The following is a 16,639-nucleotide window of genomic DNA, read 5'->3' as shown; positions in this document are numbered from 1 at the left end:
CATGACGAAGGGGCGGACGGGTCAGAGGACTCGTCCGCCCCTTCGGTCCGCTACCGGCCCTTTACCGGCCGGATTCCGGGTCGGCCGACGTGCGCCTGTAATGGCACGGGTAGGAATAGGGGTCCCCCCCGTCCGCCTCGACGCTCCCGTTCATCCGCAGCTCTCCCCGCACCAGGGTGAACGACAGGGTCTGGTGGTCGTTCCGGTGGTCGAAACGCAGCACCAGATAGGGCGGCAGGCCGGGGTCGTCATTGACCGCGTGCCATTTCCCGTCGGCCGAAAGGCGTGTCACCTTCGAATCCGGCACGGGGCCGTCCCAGGCGATCGGGACGTTCTTTCCGGAAAACCCGTAGTCGTCGCGCAGCCGGAGAATCGGCGAACCGCATTCCGGGTCCCCGTCCCACCGGCCGACCAGTTCGGAATGCTGTACGGCCTTCGGGAGGACGGGGGCGGGTGCGCCCGGCCCGCAGGCGGTCGAGGCGATCACCGTCAAAGCGGCCGTCGCCAGACCTGCGCCGATGCGAAATACGTCGAGCTTCATGCCGTCTGCTTCCAGTCGTTCCAGCGGTGGGCCGTCCCCCGGGGGTTCTCCCGGGGGACGGCCCACCGTTTTTCAAGCCGCCGTCATCAGAAGAGGCTGCCCAGCCAGCTCGTCACGGTGTCCAGGAAGCCCCCCGAGTCATTCGACGAGGAGGACGAGGACGACGAGGACGAGGACTGCGACGGAGCCTTGGGGTCGTTGAGGTCGACCGTCTCCGTCCAGGTGATGTCCTGCGACTTCGTGCTGAAGCGCCCCGTATCGTAATACGAGTTCAGGGGCTTGGCGATGTTCTCGCTCCACCAGTCGCTGTAGCCGCCGAGCTCCGGGGCGATGTGCGTCCCGGAATTCATGGTGCTGTCGTTCGACACGTGGAACTGGATGGTCGCCGTTCCCGCCTCCTTGTCGACGGACTTGACCGTGTAGTCCATGTTGTAGGACCCCAGGAACGCCGCGGACATGTTCGACGTGAAGTCCATGAAGACGGTCTTGGAATTCAGCGAATGGTTCAGGCCGTTGTTGTAGACGACCCCCGTGTCCTTGTCCGTGTACTGGGAGACCTTGGAGCCCAGGTTGTAGTTTCCGCCGTTGATGTTGTCGGCCGCGATCTCGCGCACCCGCTGGACGTGGTAGTGGTCCATGAGCGACTGCGTGAAGGCGTCGTTGCCGCCGAAGTCCCGGTGCTTGGGACCGGTGCCCGAGACCCATTCGAAGCCCAGGTCCACACCGTTGGGATTGCCGGGGGTGCCGAAGCAGCCGGGGCAGTGCTCGCGGAGCAGCGGCTCCGCGGCGATCACGGGGCTGGCGAGCGTGTCGGCGACCGTCTCGACGGTGCCGACCCAGGCGGAGGCGAAGTTGTCGTCCCAGGGGCAGAAGGCGCCCCCCTCGCACCAGTTGTGGCCGTCGATCTCGACGCTGCTGATCGGGTTGCCGCCGGTGAAGGCGTAACGGTTCCCCGTGAAGGGGTCCGATCCGAGCCGCATGTCGGCGAGGGCGCCGTTGTACATGTCCCGGCTGGTGAAGCGGTTCAGGCCGGGGCTGTAGTCGCGGAAGCCCATGTCGTAGGTGCCGCTGGCGGCGTCCCAGCGCTTGGCGCTGAAGCGGTAGGGGTTGTAGGCCTCCTTGTCGGGCTGGGCGGTGTCCGGCTTGTCGATGCCGGTGAACTCGGCGTCGTTGTTGTTGCCGTAGGCCGTGTAGCCGTAGGTGGACTTGGTGTCACCGGCGGTGTCGGTGAGGGTCTCGACGTCGGTGTGGCCGTTGTAGCCGTAGACGCCGAGCTCCTCGGAGCCGTCGGTGTTCTTCTTCAGCTGCGTCAGGCGCTCGCCCCACGGGCTGTACTGGTAGGACTTGGTGACCTCGCCGGCGACGGCCTCGTTCAGGACCTCGTCGGAGGTGCCGAGGTAGTTGAAGTCGGTGGTCTTGCCGGCCTCCGTCTTGGACGCCGTGCGGTCCAGCGGGTCGAAGACGTAGGTGGTCGTCTTCGTCGTGACCCCGTCGGTCTGCAGCTTGGCGTTCTTGATGACGTGGTCGAAGCCGTCGTAGTCCCGGTCCTCCACCACCTTGCCGCCGGCGACGACCGTGTCCAGCCGGCCGTACGGGTCGTAGTTGTAGTTGTTGGTGGCCGCACCGATGCTGGAGCTCAGGAGCCGGTTGCGGTCGTAGGTGTAGTTGGTCGTGACGTTCTTGATCGTCTGGGTGACGACGTTGGCGTTGTTGTCGTGGACGTAGGTCTCGGTGCCCGCGCCGTTGCCCGTCTTCACGGACTGGGCGAGCCGGTTGACCGGGTCGTAGGTGTAGTCCGTGGTGGAGGTCAGATAGGCGCCGTGGTTGTCGGCGTTCATCTTGGACGCGACGTCCTGCGCCTGGTTGCCGTTGGCGTCGTAGGCGTAGGTGTGCGAGGAGACCAGGGTGCCGTTGGGCTTCTTCTCGGTCTGGGTCTTCAGGGCCGCGTTGAGGTAGTAGGTGTAGTCGACCGTGTTGCCGTTGGCCTTGGTCTCCTTCAGCCGCAGGCCGCGGTCGGTGTAGGTGTAGTCGGTGACCTTCGGCGAGGCGTCCGAGACGGACTTGCCGACCTTCACCGTCTTGACCAGGTCGCGCACGTCGTAGACGTACTGCGCGTACTGGTCCGGGTGGGACGTCGTCTCCTTCTGGCCGTTGGCGTCGTAGGTGAACGACGTGGCCTTCTTCTCGACGCCGGACAGCGACTCGCTGACCTTCTGGACCTGGTTGAGGCCGGTGTAGGTCATCGCGTACGCGTCGACCTTGGCGCCCGAGGAGGAGTCCGTGATCGAGGTGAGGTTGCCGTTGAGGTCGTACGCGTAGGTGAAGTTCTTCTTCTCGTTGTCCGTCTCGGTGACGGTACGGACGATCTTCACCGCGTCGGCGACGACCTTGCCGGAGGCGTCGGTCGCCAGGACGATCTTGGACGCGTTCCCCTGCTTGAAGGTGAACGAGCCCAGCGAGACCCAGGTGCCGCCGCCGGTGGTCTGGTTGACCGTCTTGGCGGTGGTGCCGGCGTCGTGGGTGACGGTGTACTTCGCCGCCGTGGAGGCGCCCGAGGTCGTCGGGTACTTCACGTAGGCGGTGTAGCTGCCGTCCTGCGGGACGTTCAGCGTCCAGGTGAAGGTGTCCGTCGACGTGCCCGCCGCGTGGGTGCGGTGGTCGTAGCCCTGCTGGCCGGTGGCCGAGGCCGTGGCCCAGGTGCCGGTCGCCGCGACCGTCTGGCTGTCCGAGTCGTCCGCCACCACGACGTGGGCGCCGACCGGCACGCCGTCGTCGGAGCGGGACTGGAGGCTGCCGTCGGGGTAGTACGCCCAGCCCTGCGTCCGCGAGCTGGAGCCGCCGGCGGAGGTGAGGGTGCGCGAGACCTGCTGGCCCGTCTGGTTGTAGCCGTAGGAGGTGACGATGTCCCACGGGTCGGTGGACGTCTTCGTCCAGCCGTTGTCGAAGTAGCTGTAGTCGGTGTCGTTGCGGACCGTCTGCCCCGCCGACGGCGGCGCGGAGACCCGCGAGGTGCGGCCGACCGCGTCGTAGGTCGTCTGGGTGTAGACGTTGGGGTCGTTGTAGCGCGCGTCCGCCGGGTCGTAGGGCTGGTACTGCTTGACCGGACGGTTGAGCTTGTCGTACTCGGTGCGGCTGGTGAAGTCGTCCACGGCCGTGGTGGCGGTGCCGCGCGGGCTGATCACCTTGGTGGTGTTGCCCATCTGGTCGTACTCGAACTTCGTGACGCGGAGGACGCCGGTCGCGTAGGGGACCCGCTGCTCGATCTTCTTGCCGCGCTGGTCGTAGACGACCTCGCTGGTGTTGCCCTCCTTGTCGGTGCTCCTCACCAGCAGCGAGTCCTTGTCGTACTCGCTCGTGGTGAACTTGCCCGCCGCGTCGGTGACCTTGACGACGCGGTGGTTGAGGTCGAAGGAGCTCTTGCTGGTGTAGTCCGTCGTGTCGGCGGTCGCGTTCTTCTTCGGGTCGATGACCGTGACCGGGTTGCCGACGTTGTCGTACTCGTAGGAGACCTTGTCGCCCTGGGCGTTCACCACGGAGACGAGCTGGTAGATCTCGTTGTAGGTGTTGGTGGTGACGTAGTCGTCCGGGACGGAGGCCGTCGCCACGCCCTTGGGCTCGGTCGTGGTCCTGAGGTTGCCGACCTTGTCGTAGGTGTAGCGCGTCGTGCGGCCGCTCAGGTTGTTGTCCGGGCCGGTCGACTCGGTCACCTGGTCCGCGGCGTCGTAGACCGCGGTGGACACCACGCCGTCGGCGGCGGTGCTGGTGGTGACGTTGTCGTTGGCGTCGTACACCGGGGCGGGAGTGGTGATGAACACCCCCTGCGCCTGGTCCTTGGGCAGCTTGTTGACCAGCGGACGCTTGAAGACGTCGTAGGTCTCGGTGGTGGTGGTGCCCAGCGCGTCGGTCACCGAGGTGACCTGACCGCGCTCGTCGTAGACGAACGAGGTGGCGTGGTTCTCCGCGTCGGTGATCGTCCTGGGGTAGCCCATGACGTCGAAGTCGGAGTTGACCGTCGCGTTGCCGTTGGCGTCGGTGGCCTTGGCCAGCTGGCCGTAGGCGTCGTACTCGTACGTGGTGGTGTAGTCGCCGGGCACCGAGGGGGTGGCGGCGCCCATCGGGTCCGTGACCGTCTTCAGGTTGCCGAAGGCGTCATAGCCGAACTGCCACGTGCGGCCCTCCGGGGAGGTCTTGGTGGCCAGGTCGGACGAGAAGCCGTCCGCGCGGGTCTGGTACGTGTAGACCGTCGCCGCGGTGCCGTTCTTGTTGGCCTCCGCGTCCTTCTTCGTCAGCGGGTTGCCGGTCTTCTGGTCGTACGTCCAGGTGGTCTGGGCGCCGTTCGCCTCCTTCATCAGGATGACGTTGTTGTCCGCGTCCCAGGACATGTCCACGGTCTCGGACTTGGCGTTGGTGGCCTTCACCTGGCGGCCGAAGTCGTCCAGGACGTAGTCCGAGGAGTGCGCCTCGGAGTCCGTGACCCTGGTGTCGGTGAACTTCGGATTCGCCGTGTCGGCCTGGTAGGCGAACGTCGTCCCGTTGTTCAGCCGGTCCGTGATGGTCTTGGTCCACCAGTGGTACTTCGGGTCGTCGCCGGTCTTCGGGGCGTAGTAGTCCAGCTTGGTGGCGTTGCCCCTGGGGTCGGTGGCCGCCACCATCTTGACGTTCTTGTTGCCCTGCGTGGCGTCGTAGGTGAACTTGAACACCTTCGGCTGCGAGGAGCCCACGCCGTCGGTGAACTGGCCGAGCAGGCCCTTGTCCGTGTACCAGAAGTTGATCTTGCGACCGGAGACGTCGGTGACCGACTTGACGTGGTCGTAGATCTTGGAGTTGGTCAGGTTCGAGCCCGTGGCGACGGTGCCCGTGTCCGTGACGTACTCGTAGGAGTTGTCGCCCTTCTTGAAGTAGTCCACCGTCAGCGTCTGCCGCGACGCCGGGTCGGTGATGTACTTCAGGAACTTGGTGGGCTTGTTGTTGGACTTCCGCTCCTCGTAGGTGAACAGCATGGTGTTGCCGTTCTTGTCCACCGTCGAGGTCAGGTAGCCGTCGCAGCCGAACAGGAACCGGGTGCCGTCCGGACGGGTCATCGTCCAGGCGTCCGGAATCGGGTCCTTCAGCGGGGTGCAGTCCAGACCGGGCTTGGCGGCCAGCTTGTAGTGGACACCGGCCGGCGCCTTCCACGAGCTCGTGACCGGGTCCCAGCGGAACACGTGGGTGGTGCCGTCACCGTCGGGGAGACGGATCTCGGTCGGGTTGGGCTTGGGCTGGAACTCCAGCGGCGCGCCCAGCCGGACCGGCCCCGAGGCCTGCATGGACCAGCCGTAGCCGGAGACCGTGTCGGAGGTGTCGAGGCTGTTGTAGGCCAGGCGGAAGAACGTGTTCAGGCCCCGGCCGGGGTTGTTGAACGCGTTGTACGACCACACCACGTTGCCGGAGGACATGTTGTTCATCATGCTGGCGCCGGCGCCGGTGTTCTTGCCGGTGTAGCCGTAGAACTTCTCCAGGCCGAGCATGTTGGAGGTGGGGTCCTCCACCGCGACGTTCTGGGCGAGGCCGGGGATGCCGGAGGTGCCCGAGACCCAGGTGCCGGTCGTCTTGTTGTAGACGTCCCAGGTCAGGACGTAGTCGGTGCGCTTGTTGCCGTTGTCCGAGTTGATCGGCGTCTTCACCTGCGCCTGCAGGCTGACCGAGCCGCCCGGGGCGACGTTCGACGGCAGGGCCGTCTGCACCTGGTTGCCGCCGGTGGTCACGTCCGTGCCGTCGGGCAGCGCCCACTTGTACGTCAGGACGTTGTCGGCCGAGGTCCAGGTGGACGCGGTGGTGTTGGTCAGGTTGAAGTCGACCGTGTAGTCGCTGTTCGGCGTCATCCGGGCCGGGGTCTGCGGCGCGTAGTACGTCGAGTCCGTGGTGGAGTCGATGTACGTGACCACCATCCTGGGCTGGAGCCGCGGCTCGGTGCCCTCGGAGGACAGGAACAGGGTGCGCTCCTGCGAGGCGGCCTCGTCGGCCATCTTGAGGGCCACGCCCTTCTGGGAGGAAGGCGTGGTCACCCAGGACTGGGCCAGCGAGGTGACGTTCCAGTCGTGGCGGGCCGGGTCGTTCGTCATCGCCCCGGTGTCGGCGACGGAGGCGCCGAGGTCACCGCCCTGCGCGGTCCAGTTCGTGGCCGCGTCCGCCTTCACCCAGGTCGCGGACTCGTCGAAGTCACGCGTCAGCGGGTGCAGTTCGTAGAGCGCGCCGGTGGTGTCCTGCGCGGTCTGCGTCGACCACAGGCGCACGTTCGCGTCCAGGACCCGGGCCGTGGTGGGGATGCCCAGGGCCGGGAACTTCAGCAGGGCGCGGGTGTCGCCGTAGGTGGCGGAGTTGTTGCCGACCGACAGCCAGTTCTTCGCGCCGGCGTCGTCGATCGTGTCGTGCGCCGTGGTGGGCTGGGTCGACGACAGGGTGGTGTCCGCCGTCGCGGCGAACACCTTCGTCGTCCGGCCCGCCTTCGGCAGCCGCACCAGCTGGGTCGGCGCCGCGACGACCTGCCCGTCCTTCGTCTTGACCGCGACCATGTAGTAGTAGGCGCGACCGTACGGGTCGGGGTCGTCGGCCTTCGTCGGCGTCGCGGAGGTGTCGGTGTACGCCGTGGTCCCGGGCGCGACCGGCGCCACGAGCGTGGCGGCCGAGGGGGTGAAGGTCTGGCTGACCGAGCGGTGGACCTGGTACTCGACGATGTCGTCGCCGGTACCGACCGGGTCCTTGTCCTGGTACGCCGACCAGTTCAGCTCGGCGCCGGTGTCGTGGATGGTGGTCGGGGCGGCCAGATCGACGCCCTGACGGCCGAAGGTCAGCACCAGGCGCGGGTAGTTGGCGGTCTCGCCGCCGTACCCGAACTCCGAGCCCTCGTAGCGCGGACCGCCCTTGGGACCGGTCGCGGACTCGTCCCCGGCCTTGATCACGAAGCCGTTGTTGGCGTTCGTGCCGTCGATCCAGGACTGCACGGTCTTGGTGACCGGGAAGGAGTGCCAGGTGTTCAGCTCGCCGGGCTGCTTGGTGACCACGCCGCCCTTGGTGAACCGGACCGCGTCCGCGATCACCGAGGTCGTCGCCGAGGCGGGTCCGTCACCGAGGACGATCTTGCCGAGGGTTCCGGCCTTGAACGGGTGCGAGCCCAGCGTCTTCCAGACACCGCCGGTACCGGCCTGCTGGTTGACCGTGTACGCCTTCGTGCCGCCGTCGTAGGTGACGGTGAACGGCGCGTTCACGGCGCGGTCGGAGGCCGGGACGTTGTGCGTCTCGACCTGGTAGGTGCCGTCCTCGGGAAGACTCGGCTGCCAGGTGTACGTGTCACCCGCGACCGCGTCCTTGTTGTACATGTACGTCTGGTTCACCGCGTACTGCGTGTACGCCGCGTTCCCCGACGCCGGCCAGGCACCGACGGCCGCCGTGCGCCCGGCCTCGCCGTTGTCGACGACGACCGCCGTACCGGACAGCTCGCCGGTGATGGCGTTGGCGTTGCTCCAGGTCGCCCCGGACTCGGTCCACGCCTGGGTGGCGCGGTGGGCCTCCAGCTGGACCTCGGTGTCGCCCGTGGTGTGGGTCTGGTCGAAGTACAGCCGCAGGTCGGCCGAGTCCAGCTTGGTGCCGGCCGGGATGCTGGAGACCGGGAACCGGATCAGGGCACGCGAGGCACCCGTGGAGGTGTTGCCGACCGACAGACGCCAGTTGTCGTCGTAGTTCGTCGTCGCACCGTCCGACGAGATCATCACGTCCTGCGCCGTGGTCGGCGTCGGCGCGATGGAGAGCGTCGGGTCGATCGTGACCGGGTACTGCCGCTCGGGCGCGGCCAGCCACGTCGCGTCCGGCGTGACCGTGAGCTTCCAGCCGTGACCGGCCTTCGACAGCTTCTGGGTCACGTTGCCGCTGTAGGCGGAGCCGTACGGCGCCTTCGCGTCCTTCTTCGCGTCCGTCATGAACGCCGCCGGGATGACGAGGACCGGGTCCGCGCCCTCACCGTAGAAGGAGACGGAACCGTCCTTGTTCTGCTTCGGCGTCAGCCCGCCGGAGTCCAGCGTGAAGGTGAAGGACAGCGGACCGGACGGCTTCGCGCCCAGGACGATGTTCTCCTTCACCCGCCCCGGACCGACCTCGTACGACAGGTCGGCGCCGGAGACCGCGTCCTTGTAGGTGACGGTGTCGCCCTTGGCCACCGGCGCGAGCTTCCCCGCGCCTTCGAGGCCCAGGGTCACCGCGTGCCCGCCCGCGGCCTCGAAGCGGACCAGCCTGCCCGCGTCCGCGCCGAACCAGCTGGACGCCGCGTTCGTCGTGTTGGCGAAGGCGAAACCCTTGTCCCCGGACGGGACGACCGTCGGGTCGATGTCCTTCCAGGACTTGCCCGCCCGGTAGCCGGTCGGGACGGCCGACACCTCGGCCTGCACCCGGCCGTCGGACAGCTGCCAGTAGCGGGCGTTCGCCGTCCGCTTCCCGGTCAGCTCCGCGACGCGCTTCGCCTTCGGCGCCGCCTTGCCCTTCGGGAGCTTGTCCCGCGACACCGGAGCCCCACCGGTGGACGAGGCGTCCGCCCTGCCCGAGCCGCCGTCGCCCCCGTCGTCCGAGAACCAACCGGCGATCGTGTCGAAGGCGCCCTTGTCGTCGTCCGTCGCCGGTGACTGCGGAGCCCCGTAGGCGACCTGCGGCAACAGCGTGCCCGCTACCGCCGCCACGACAAGACAGGAGAGATATCTCCTGTATGGAACTTTCACCTCAATACCTTTCGGCATCGGCACACCCGCGTCGCTGCACACGAAATGGGCACGCCGAACGAGCCGGTGCGAAGGTTTCCGCCCGGCTTTGAGCAATGCCGAGCGATCGCACGGAAGGTGAGAACCATGAGCTCACGGGCATTGCAGCGGGCTTTCTAGCCACTCCTGCGAGGCCCGGTCAACCCCCGAGACATAAAGGACAAATAAAGGGCAGATGAGGGTGCGGTTCGCCCGATTCTTCCGCTCGCTCGCAATCGGCCTGCGGCGTGGTGTATAACCGCCCGGTTCATCCACCGACCAACCGAAAGCCGGCTCTCTCATGTCGTCCAATGAACCCGCGGAAAGCGCAGCACCGGAGGAGAACGAGCACGAGAGCGCGGGACGCTCCCCCGGCCGGCGCGGGTGGCTGATCGGCGGCACCGCCCTGCTCGCCTGCGCCGGGCTCGCCGGCTACGGCCTCCTCGGCACCGACGGGCAGCCGAAGACCGGCACCGCCTCGAACGCCGAGGTGACCTACGAGGTCACCGGGACGGGCACCGCGGAGATCTCCTATCTCACGCCCGGCGAGGGCGGTACGGCCACCGTCGAAAAGGCCGTCACCCTCCCCTGGAAGAAATCGGTCCAGATGCCCCTCGGCAAGCCCCCGACCGTCACCCTCGTCCTCGACGAAAAGGGCGGCCAGGCCTCCTGCACCCTCACCGTCCGAAACAAGCACGTCCAGCGCGCCACCGCCATGGGCGCATTCGGCCGCGCCACGTGCACAGGAGAGGACAAGACCCGGCAGGGTTGATTCCCCCCGACCGGAACACCGACCGGAAATCCGATCGGAGCGCCGACCGGAACGCCGACCGGATTCCTGATCGGCGATTCACCCGAACTCTCGTCGGCGAAGGTTCATTTCCTGGATTTGTTCCCGTACCCCGCCAGGGGTCGCTTCACGCCGCCCGGAAACACTCCCCGCCCTCCGAGGGGGGAACGAGCGCCCGACCGGCTACCCCGCCCGGCACCAACCATTCGGACCAATGTGCGGCGTGTCACACGCGGGGGTCAGGGGCCACCGTGGAATCATCGTCCTGGATCCGCACCCGCGTTCCACCCGGAACCCCGGGCCGGGAAGGCCAGGAACCGGCGCGACAGGCCAGGGGGCCCTCCTCGCCTCACGGGCGAGAGGTGGGCTCCGCCTGCGGAAACACCCCCTCAGGGGCGTTTCCGCAGGTCAGAACGTTTTTCTTCGGTGGGGCGGGTGGGACTCGAACCCACGGCCGACGGATTATGAGTCCGCTGCTCTAACCGGCTGAGCTACCGCCCCGAACGGTGAGGCGCGTACATGTGTGCGCGCCGTCTGCCGCAGCATAGCCGCTCATACGATCTCCTGCTTCGGATGATCGGCTCTGCTCGACCATGAAGACCGCGTGGGGCCCCGGATGGTTCCCGGAGACGCGAAAAAGGACCCCGAAGGGTCCTCTTCCGTCTCGCTCCCCCGGCTGGACTCGAACCAGCAACCCTCCGGTTAACAGCCGAATGCTCTGCCAATTGAGCTACAGGGGATCGCGCTCCCCCGACTGGACTCGAACCAGTAACCTGCCGGTTAACAGCCGGCTGCTCTGCCAATTGAGCTACAGGGGATTGCTGCGTTGCATCGAACGGATCCACCTCGGGCCTTGCCGGGCGGCGGCCGCTCGCTGCGAGACATACATTAGCGCAAGCAGGGGGGTGCTCCGCCAATCGGTTCCCCCAGGGCCTCCAGGGAAGGATCGCCGCCGTGCGGTACAAGCTGACGTTCGTCGTGGGACTCGCCCTCGGTTACGTGGTCGGCACGCGGGCCGGACGCGAGCGCTACGAGCAGATGAAGAAGTCCGCGCAGGACTTCGCGCGGAACCCCGCCGTGCGGAACGCCGCGGAGACCGCCGCCCAGACCGGGCGGCAGGCCGCGGGCAAGGCGGCGCACCTCGTGGGCGACAAGGTGGGCGACAAGCTGCCGTCCTCCGTGACCGACCGGGTCCACGCGCTGCGCGGGCGCGGCCGGGTCAACGGCAGGGTCGACGACGAGGACTGGGGCACCAGCAACACCTGAACCCCGCGCGTGCGGCAGAATCATGTGCCATGGGGATAGTCGCCGGACTGGACAGCTCTGCGGAGTTCACACGCATCGTCGTCTGTGACACGGACACGGGTGCCGTACTGCGGCAGGGGTACGCCGCGCATCCCGGCGAACCCAAGGCCGTGGACGTCGATCCGCAGACCTGGCTGCTCTCGCTCGGGGAGGCCGCCGCCGGCGGGCTCCTGGAGGGCGTGGAGGCCATCGGCGTCTCGGCGCAGCAGCACGGGCTCGTGCCGCTCGACGCGCAGGGCGGCCTGGTGCGGCCCGCGCTCGTCCGCAACGACAAGCGGGCGCAGGTCGCCGCCGCCGACCTCGTCGAGGCGCTGGGTGGACGGCAGGCCTGGGCCGAGGCCGTCGGCAGTGCGCCCGGCGCCGGGCAGGCGGTCGCCAAGCTGCGCTGGCTGGCCCGTACGGAGCCGGAGAACGCCCAGCGGGTCGCGATGGTCCTCCAGCCCCACGACTGGCTCGTCTGGCAGCTCCTCGGCCGGCCGGCCCGCCGCACCACCGACCGCGGCGCCGCCTCCGGCACCGGCTACTGGTCGGCCCGGACCGGCACGTACCGCCCCGACCTCGTCGAGCTGGCCCTCGGCCACCAGGCCGTGCTGCCCGAGGTCCTCGGGCCCTCCGAGGCCGCCGGGATCACCCCCGAGGGCCTCCTCGTCTCCGCCGGCACCGGCGAGACGATGGCCGCCGCCTTCGGTCTGGGCCTCGGCCCCGGTGACGCGGTGGTCTCGCTCGGCGCCTCCGGCTCCGTGATGGCCGTGCACCACGAGGCCTTCGCCGACCCCAGCGGCATGATCACCTCCTTCGCCGACGCCACCGGCATGCACCTGCCCGTCGTCTCCACCTCGAACGCGGTGCGGGCGCTGCGCGGGACCGCCGAGATGCTGGGCGTGGAGTCCCTCGACGAGCTGTCCGCGCTCGCGCTGAAGTCGACGCCCGGCGCTTCCGGGCTCGTCCTGCTGCCCTATCTGGAGGGCGAGCGGACCCCCAACCTGCCGCACACGGCGGGCACGCTCAGCGGGCTGCGACGCGAGTCGATGAAGCCCGAGCACCTGGCGCGGGCGGCGTTCGAGGGGATGCTCTGCGCGCTCACCGACGCCATGGACGTGCTGCGGGGGCGGGGCGTGGAGGTGCGGCGGGTCTTCCTGCTCGGCGCGGCGGCCGCCCTGCCGGCCGTGCAGGCGCTCGCACCGGCGCTCTTCGGCGCCCAGGTCGTCGTCCCCCAGCCGGCCGACTACGCGGCGCTCGGTGCTGCCCGGCAGGCCGCCTGGGCGCTCGGGGTCGCGCGGGGCACGCTGTCCCCGTCCGCTCCCCCGGCCTGGCAGGGCGCGGTCGCGCAGATCCTGGAGCCCGGCGAGGAGCTCGCCGCCGGGCAGGCGGTGCGGCAGCAGTACGCGGCGACGCGGGAGCAGATCCACCCGGGCGCGTTCAGCGCCTGAGGCATCCGAGGCACCTGAGGCACCTGAGGCACCTGAGGCACCTGAGGGACGTACACCAGTTCGCAAAGTCTTGACCAGGGCGCCGCCCGCGCCGCCAAACCCAGTCGTAACGCTCCGGCGGTGCGGGCGATAGTAGGACCCGTGCTCATAAGACTTCTCCGAACCCACCTGCGGCCCTATCGAAAACCCATCGCACTGCTCGTCCTGCTGCAGTTCCTGCAGACCTGCGCGAGCCTCTATCTGCCCACCCTGAACGCCGACATCATCGACAACGGTGTCGTCAACGGGGACACCGGCTACATCCTGCGCTTCGGCGCCCTGATGATCGGCGTCTCCGTCGTCCAGGTCGTCTGCAACATCGGAGCCGTGTACTTCGGCGCGCGCACCGCCTCGGCGCTCGGCCGCGACGTGCGCGCCGCCGTCTTCGACCGGGTGCAGTCCTTCTCCGCCCGGGAGCTCGGCCACTTCGGCGCGCCCTCGCTGATCACCCGTACGACCAACGACGTGCAGCAGGTCCAGATGCTGGTCCTGATGGCGTTCACCCTGATGGTCTCCGCGCCCATCATGTGTGTCGGCGGCATCGTGATGGCGCTCGGCCAGGACGTCCCCCTGTCGGGCGTCCTGCTCGCGGTGGTGCCGGTCCTCGGCGTCGCCGTCTCGCTGATCGTGCGGAGGATGCGGCCGCTCTTCCGGACCATGCAGACGCGCCTCGACACGGTGAACCGGGTGCTGCGCGAGCAGATCACCGGCAACCGGGTCATCCGCGCCTTCGTGAGGGACGGGTACGAGGAGGAGCGCTTCCGGGGTGCCAACGGCGAGCTGACCGACGTGTCGATGGCGACCGGGCGGCTGATGGCGCTGATGTTCCCGACGGTGATGACCGTCGTGAACGTCTCCAGCGTGGCCGTGGTCTGGTTCGGCGCGCACCGCATCGACAGCGGCGGGATGGAGATCGGCGCGCTGACCGCCTTCCTCGCCTATCTGATGCAGATCGTGATGGCCGTCATGATGGCCACCTTCATGTTCATGATGGTGCCGCGCGCCGAGGTCTGCGCGGAGCGCATCGAGGAGGTCCTCGGCACGGAGACGAGCGTCGTGCCGCCGGCCGAGCCGGTGACGAAGCTGCTGAAGCGCGGGCACCTGGAGGTCAGGAGCGCGGACTTCCGGTACCCGGGCGCGGAGGAGTCGGTCCTCAAGGACGTGGCGCTGGTCGCCCGGCCCGGTGAGACCACCGCGATCATCGGCTCGACGGGCAGCGGCAAGTCGACGCTGCTCGGGCTCGTGCCCCGGCTCTTCGACGCCACCGGCGGCGAGGTCCTCGTCGACGGCGTCGACGTGCGGAAGCTCGACCCGCAGCTGATGGCGAAGACCGTGGGGCTCGTCCCGCAGAAGCCGTACCTGTTCTCCGGGACGGTGGCGACGAACCTGCGGTACGGGAAGCCCGACGCGACCGACGAGGAGCTCTGGCACGCCCTGGAGGTCGCCCAGGCCAAGGACTTCGTGTCCAAGCTGGAGGGCGGTCTGAACGCGCCGATCGCGCAGGGCGGCACCAACGTCTCCGGCGGGCAGCGCCAGCGCCTCGCCATCGCGCGGACGCTCGTGCAGCGGCCGGAGATCTACCTGTTCGACGACTCCTTCTCCGCGCTCGACTACGAGACGGACGCCCTGCTCCGGGCCGCGCTGGCCCGGGAGACGGCCGACTCGACCGTGGTGATCGTCGCCCAGCGCGTGTCGACCATCCGCGACGCCGACCGGATCGTCGTCCTCGACGAGGGCCGGGTCGTGGGCACCGGACGGCACCGTGAGCTGATGGCGGAGAACGAGACGTACCGGGAGATCGTGCTCTCCCAGCTGACCGAGGCGGAGGCAGCCTGATGGCCGGTCCTGGCGGACGCATGATGATGGGCCAGTCCGGTGAGCGGTCCATGGACTTCAAGGGCTCGGGCAAGCGGCTGCTGAAGCAGCTGGCGCCCGAGCGCGGCACGCTCTGGCTGATGCTGATCGCCGGCGTGCTGTCGGTGGCGGCCTCCGTGGTCGGGCCGAAGATCCTCGGCAAGGCGACGGACCTGATCTTCGCGGGCGTCATCGGGCAGACCGCGGGGAAGACCGCGCCCGAGGGCGCCACGAAGGCACAGGTCCTGGAGAAGCTCCGCGCCTCCGGCGACAGCGGCATGGCCGACATGCTGTCCGGGGTCGACTTCACCCCCGGCAAGGGCATCGACTTCGGCGCTGTCGGCGAGGTCCTGCTGTGGGTCCTCGCCATCTACGTGGCGGCGGGCCTGCTCATGCTGGTCTCCACCCGCATGTCGATCAAGGTGATCAACCGGACGGTCTACCGGATGCGGGAGGACGTCCAGACGAAGCTGGCGCGGCTCCCCCTGTCGTACTTCGACAAGGCGAAGCGCGGCGAGGTGCTGTCCCGGGCGACCAACGACATCGACAACATCTCGCAGACCCTCCAGCAGTCGATGGGCCAGCTGATCAACTCGCTGCTCACGATCGTCGGCGTGCTCTTCATGATGTTCTGGATCTCGCCGCTGCTCGCCCTGGTGGCGCTGGTGACGGTGCCGCTGTCGGTCTTCGTCGCGGCGAAGATCGGCAAGCGCTCGCAGCCGCACTTCGTGCAGCAGTGGAAGTCGACGGGCGCGCTCAACGCGCACATCGAGGAGATGTACACCGGGCACAGCCTGGTGAAGGTCTTCGGCCGGCAGGAGGAGTCCGCCAAGGACTTCGCCGAGCAGAACGAGGCCCTGTACGAGGCCGGGTTCAAGGCGCAGTTCAACAGCGGTGTCATGCAGCCGGTGATGTTCTTCCTCTCGAACATCAACTACGTCCTGGTGGCCGTGGTCGGCGGTCTGCGGGTCGCGACCGGCAGCCTGTCCATCGGTGACGTGCAGGCCTTCATCCAGTACTCGCGCCAGTTCTCCATGCCGCTGACGCAGGTCGCGTCGATGGCGAACCTGGTGCAGTCCGGTGTCGCCTCGGCGGAGCGGATCTTCGAGCTGCTCGACGCCGAGGAGCAGGAGCCGGACGCGCCGAGGAGCGAGAAGCCGGTGGACCTCAAGGGCAAGGTGGCCCTGGAGGGCGTCTCCTTCCGGTACGAGGAGGACAAGCCGCTCATCGAGGACCTGTCCCTGACCGTCGACCCGGGCCAGACGGTCGCGATCGTCGGCCCGACCGGCGCCGGCAAGACGACCCTGGTGAACCTGCTCATGCGGTTCTACGAGGTGACGGACGGCCGGATCACCCTGGACGGGGTGGACGTCGCGAAGATGTCCCGCGAGGAGCTGCGCAAGGGCATCGGCATGGTCCTCCAGGACACCTGGCTCTTCGGCGGCACCATCGCGGACAACATCGCGTACGGCGCCACCCGCGAGGTCACCCGCGCCGAGGTCGAGGAGGCGGCGCGCGCCGCGCACGCCGACCGGTTCATCCGGACCCTGCCCGAGGGCTACGACACGGTGATCGAGGACGACGGGGCGGGGGTCAGCGCGGGCGAGAAGCAGCTGATCACCATCGCGCGGGCGTTCCTGTCCGACCCGGTGATCCTCGTCCTCGACGAGGCGACCAGCTCGGTCGACACCCGCACCGAGGTCCTCATCCAGAAGGCGATGGCCCGCCTGGCCCACGGCCGGACGAGCTTCGTCATCGCGCACCGGCTCTCCACGATCCGGGACGCGGACGTGATCCTGGTGATGGAGAACGGCTCGATCGTCGAGCAGGGCACGCACGACGAACTGCTGTCGTCCGGCGGGGCCTACGCCCGGCTGTACGCGGCGCAGTTCGCCCAGGCGGTCGCCGAGGTCGACTAGTA

Annotated in this window: 7 protein-coding genes and 3 tRNA genes; 5 read left to right on the top strand and 5 right to left on the bottom strand. The window is 68.5% G+C overall.

Annotated features, from left to right (window positions below):
• Positions 1-61 precede the first annotated feature (61 nt).
• Complete coding sequence (locus tag ACH4TP_RS15725; protein WP_398178323.1) at positions 62-541, bottom strand: hypothetical protein; 480 nt, start codon at positions 539-541, stop codon at positions 62-64.
• Positions 542-627: 86 nt separating this feature from the next.
• A complete protein-coding gene (locus ACH4TP_RS15720; RefSeq protein WP_398438162.1) occupies positions 628-9,300 on the bottom strand; it encodes a DNRLRE domain-containing protein in 8,673 nt (2,890 codons plus the stop codon).
• A 301-nt stretch (positions 9,301-9,601) separates the two neighbouring features.
• Here ACH4TP_RS15720 and ACH4TP_RS15715 point away from each other — a divergent pair, with 301 nt between their 5' ends.
• Complete coding sequence (locus ACH4TP_RS15715; RefSeq protein ID WP_398438160.1) at positions 9,602-10,072, top strand: hypothetical protein; 471 nt, start codon at positions 9,602-9,604, stop codon at positions 10,070-10,072.
• A 445-nt stretch (positions 10,073-10,517) separates the two neighbouring features.
• Here the strand turns inward: ACH4TP_RS15715 and ACH4TP_RS15710 are convergent.
• From ACH4TP_RS15710 to ACH4TP_RS15700, 3 genes are all read right to left on the bottom strand, one after another.
• Positions 10,518-10,591: transfer RNA gene (locus ACH4TP_RS15710), tRNA-Ile, on the bottom strand.
• Positions 10,592-10,757: 166 nt separating this feature from the next.
• Positions 10,758-10,830: transfer RNA gene (locus tag ACH4TP_RS15705), tRNA-Asn, on the bottom strand.
• A 5-nt stretch (positions 10,831-10,835) separates the two neighbouring features.
• Positions 10,836-10,908: transfer RNA gene (locus ACH4TP_RS15700), tRNA-Asn, on the bottom strand.
• 136 nt (positions 10,909-11,044) lie between these two features.
• On the opposite strand from ACH4TP_RS15700, the gene ACH4TP_RS15695 reads away from it, so the two are divergent.
• The 4 genes from ACH4TP_RS15695 (at position 11,045) to ACH4TP_RS15680 (ending at position 16,637) form a co-directional block, all read left to right on the top strand.
• Entirely contained in the window at positions 11,045-11,356 is a 312-nt protein-coding gene (locus ACH4TP_RS15695; RefSeq protein WP_389221657.1) for a YtxH domain-containing protein, read from the top strand.
• Positions 11,357-11,385: 29 nt separating this feature from the next.
• Positions 11,386-12,825 (top strand): FGGY family carbohydrate kinase, encoded by a 1,440-nt coding sequence (locus tag ACH4TP_RS15690; protein ID WP_398178375.1) that lies wholly within the window; start codon positions 11,386-11,388, stop codon positions 12,823-12,825.
• 141 nt (positions 12,826-12,966) lie between these two features.
• The gene (locus tag ACH4TP_RS15685; protein WP_398178378.1) at positions 12,967-14,700 is read left to right on the top strand and encodes an ABC transporter ATP-binding protein; all 1,734 of its coding nucleotides are present in this window, start codon (positions 12,967-12,969) and stop codon (positions 14,698-14,700) included.
• Positions 14,700-16,637 carry an ABC transporter ATP-binding protein gene (locus ACH4TP_RS15680; RefSeq protein WP_398178381.1) on the top strand — a complete coding sequence of 646 codons (1,938 nt, stop codon included), beginning with the start codon at positions 14,700-14,702 and terminating at the stop codon, positions 16,635-16,637. Before ACH4TP_RS15685 ends, ACH4TP_RS15680 begins: the two co-directional genes overlap by 1 nt.
• The last annotated feature ends 2 nt before the right edge of the window (positions 16,638-16,639 follow it).

The sequence above is a fragment of the Streptomyces sp. NPDC021012 genome (assembly GCF_044333355.1).
Taxonomy (GTDB): domain Bacteria; phylum Actinomycetota; class Actinomycetes; order Streptomycetales; family Streptomycetaceae; genus Streptomyces.
This window is presented reverse-complemented; position numbering and strand designations above follow the sequence as displayed.

Excerpts from the sequence above, each read along its gene's own strand:
- ACH4TP_RS15725 (WP_398178323.1), bottom strand. The coding sequence starts at position 541 with ATGAAGCTCGACGTATTTCGCATCGGCGCAGGTCTGGCGACGGCCGCT.
- ACH4TP_RS15720 (WP_398438162.1), bottom strand. The coding sequence starts at position 9,300 with ATGCCGAAAGGTATTGAGGTGAAAGTTCCATACAGGAGATATCTCTCC.
- ACH4TP_RS15715 (WP_398438160.1), top strand. The coding sequence starts at position 9,602 with ATGTCGTCCAATGAACCCGCGGAAAGCGCAGCACCGGAGGAGAACGAG.
- ACH4TP_RS15690 (WP_398178375.1), top strand. The coding sequence starts at position 11,386 with ATGGGGATAGTCGCCGGACTGGACAGCTCTGCGGAGTTCACACGCATC.
- ACH4TP_RS15680 (WP_398178381.1), top strand. The coding sequence starts at position 14,700 with ATGGCCGGTCCTGGCGGACGCATGATGATGGGCCAGTCCGGTGAGCGG.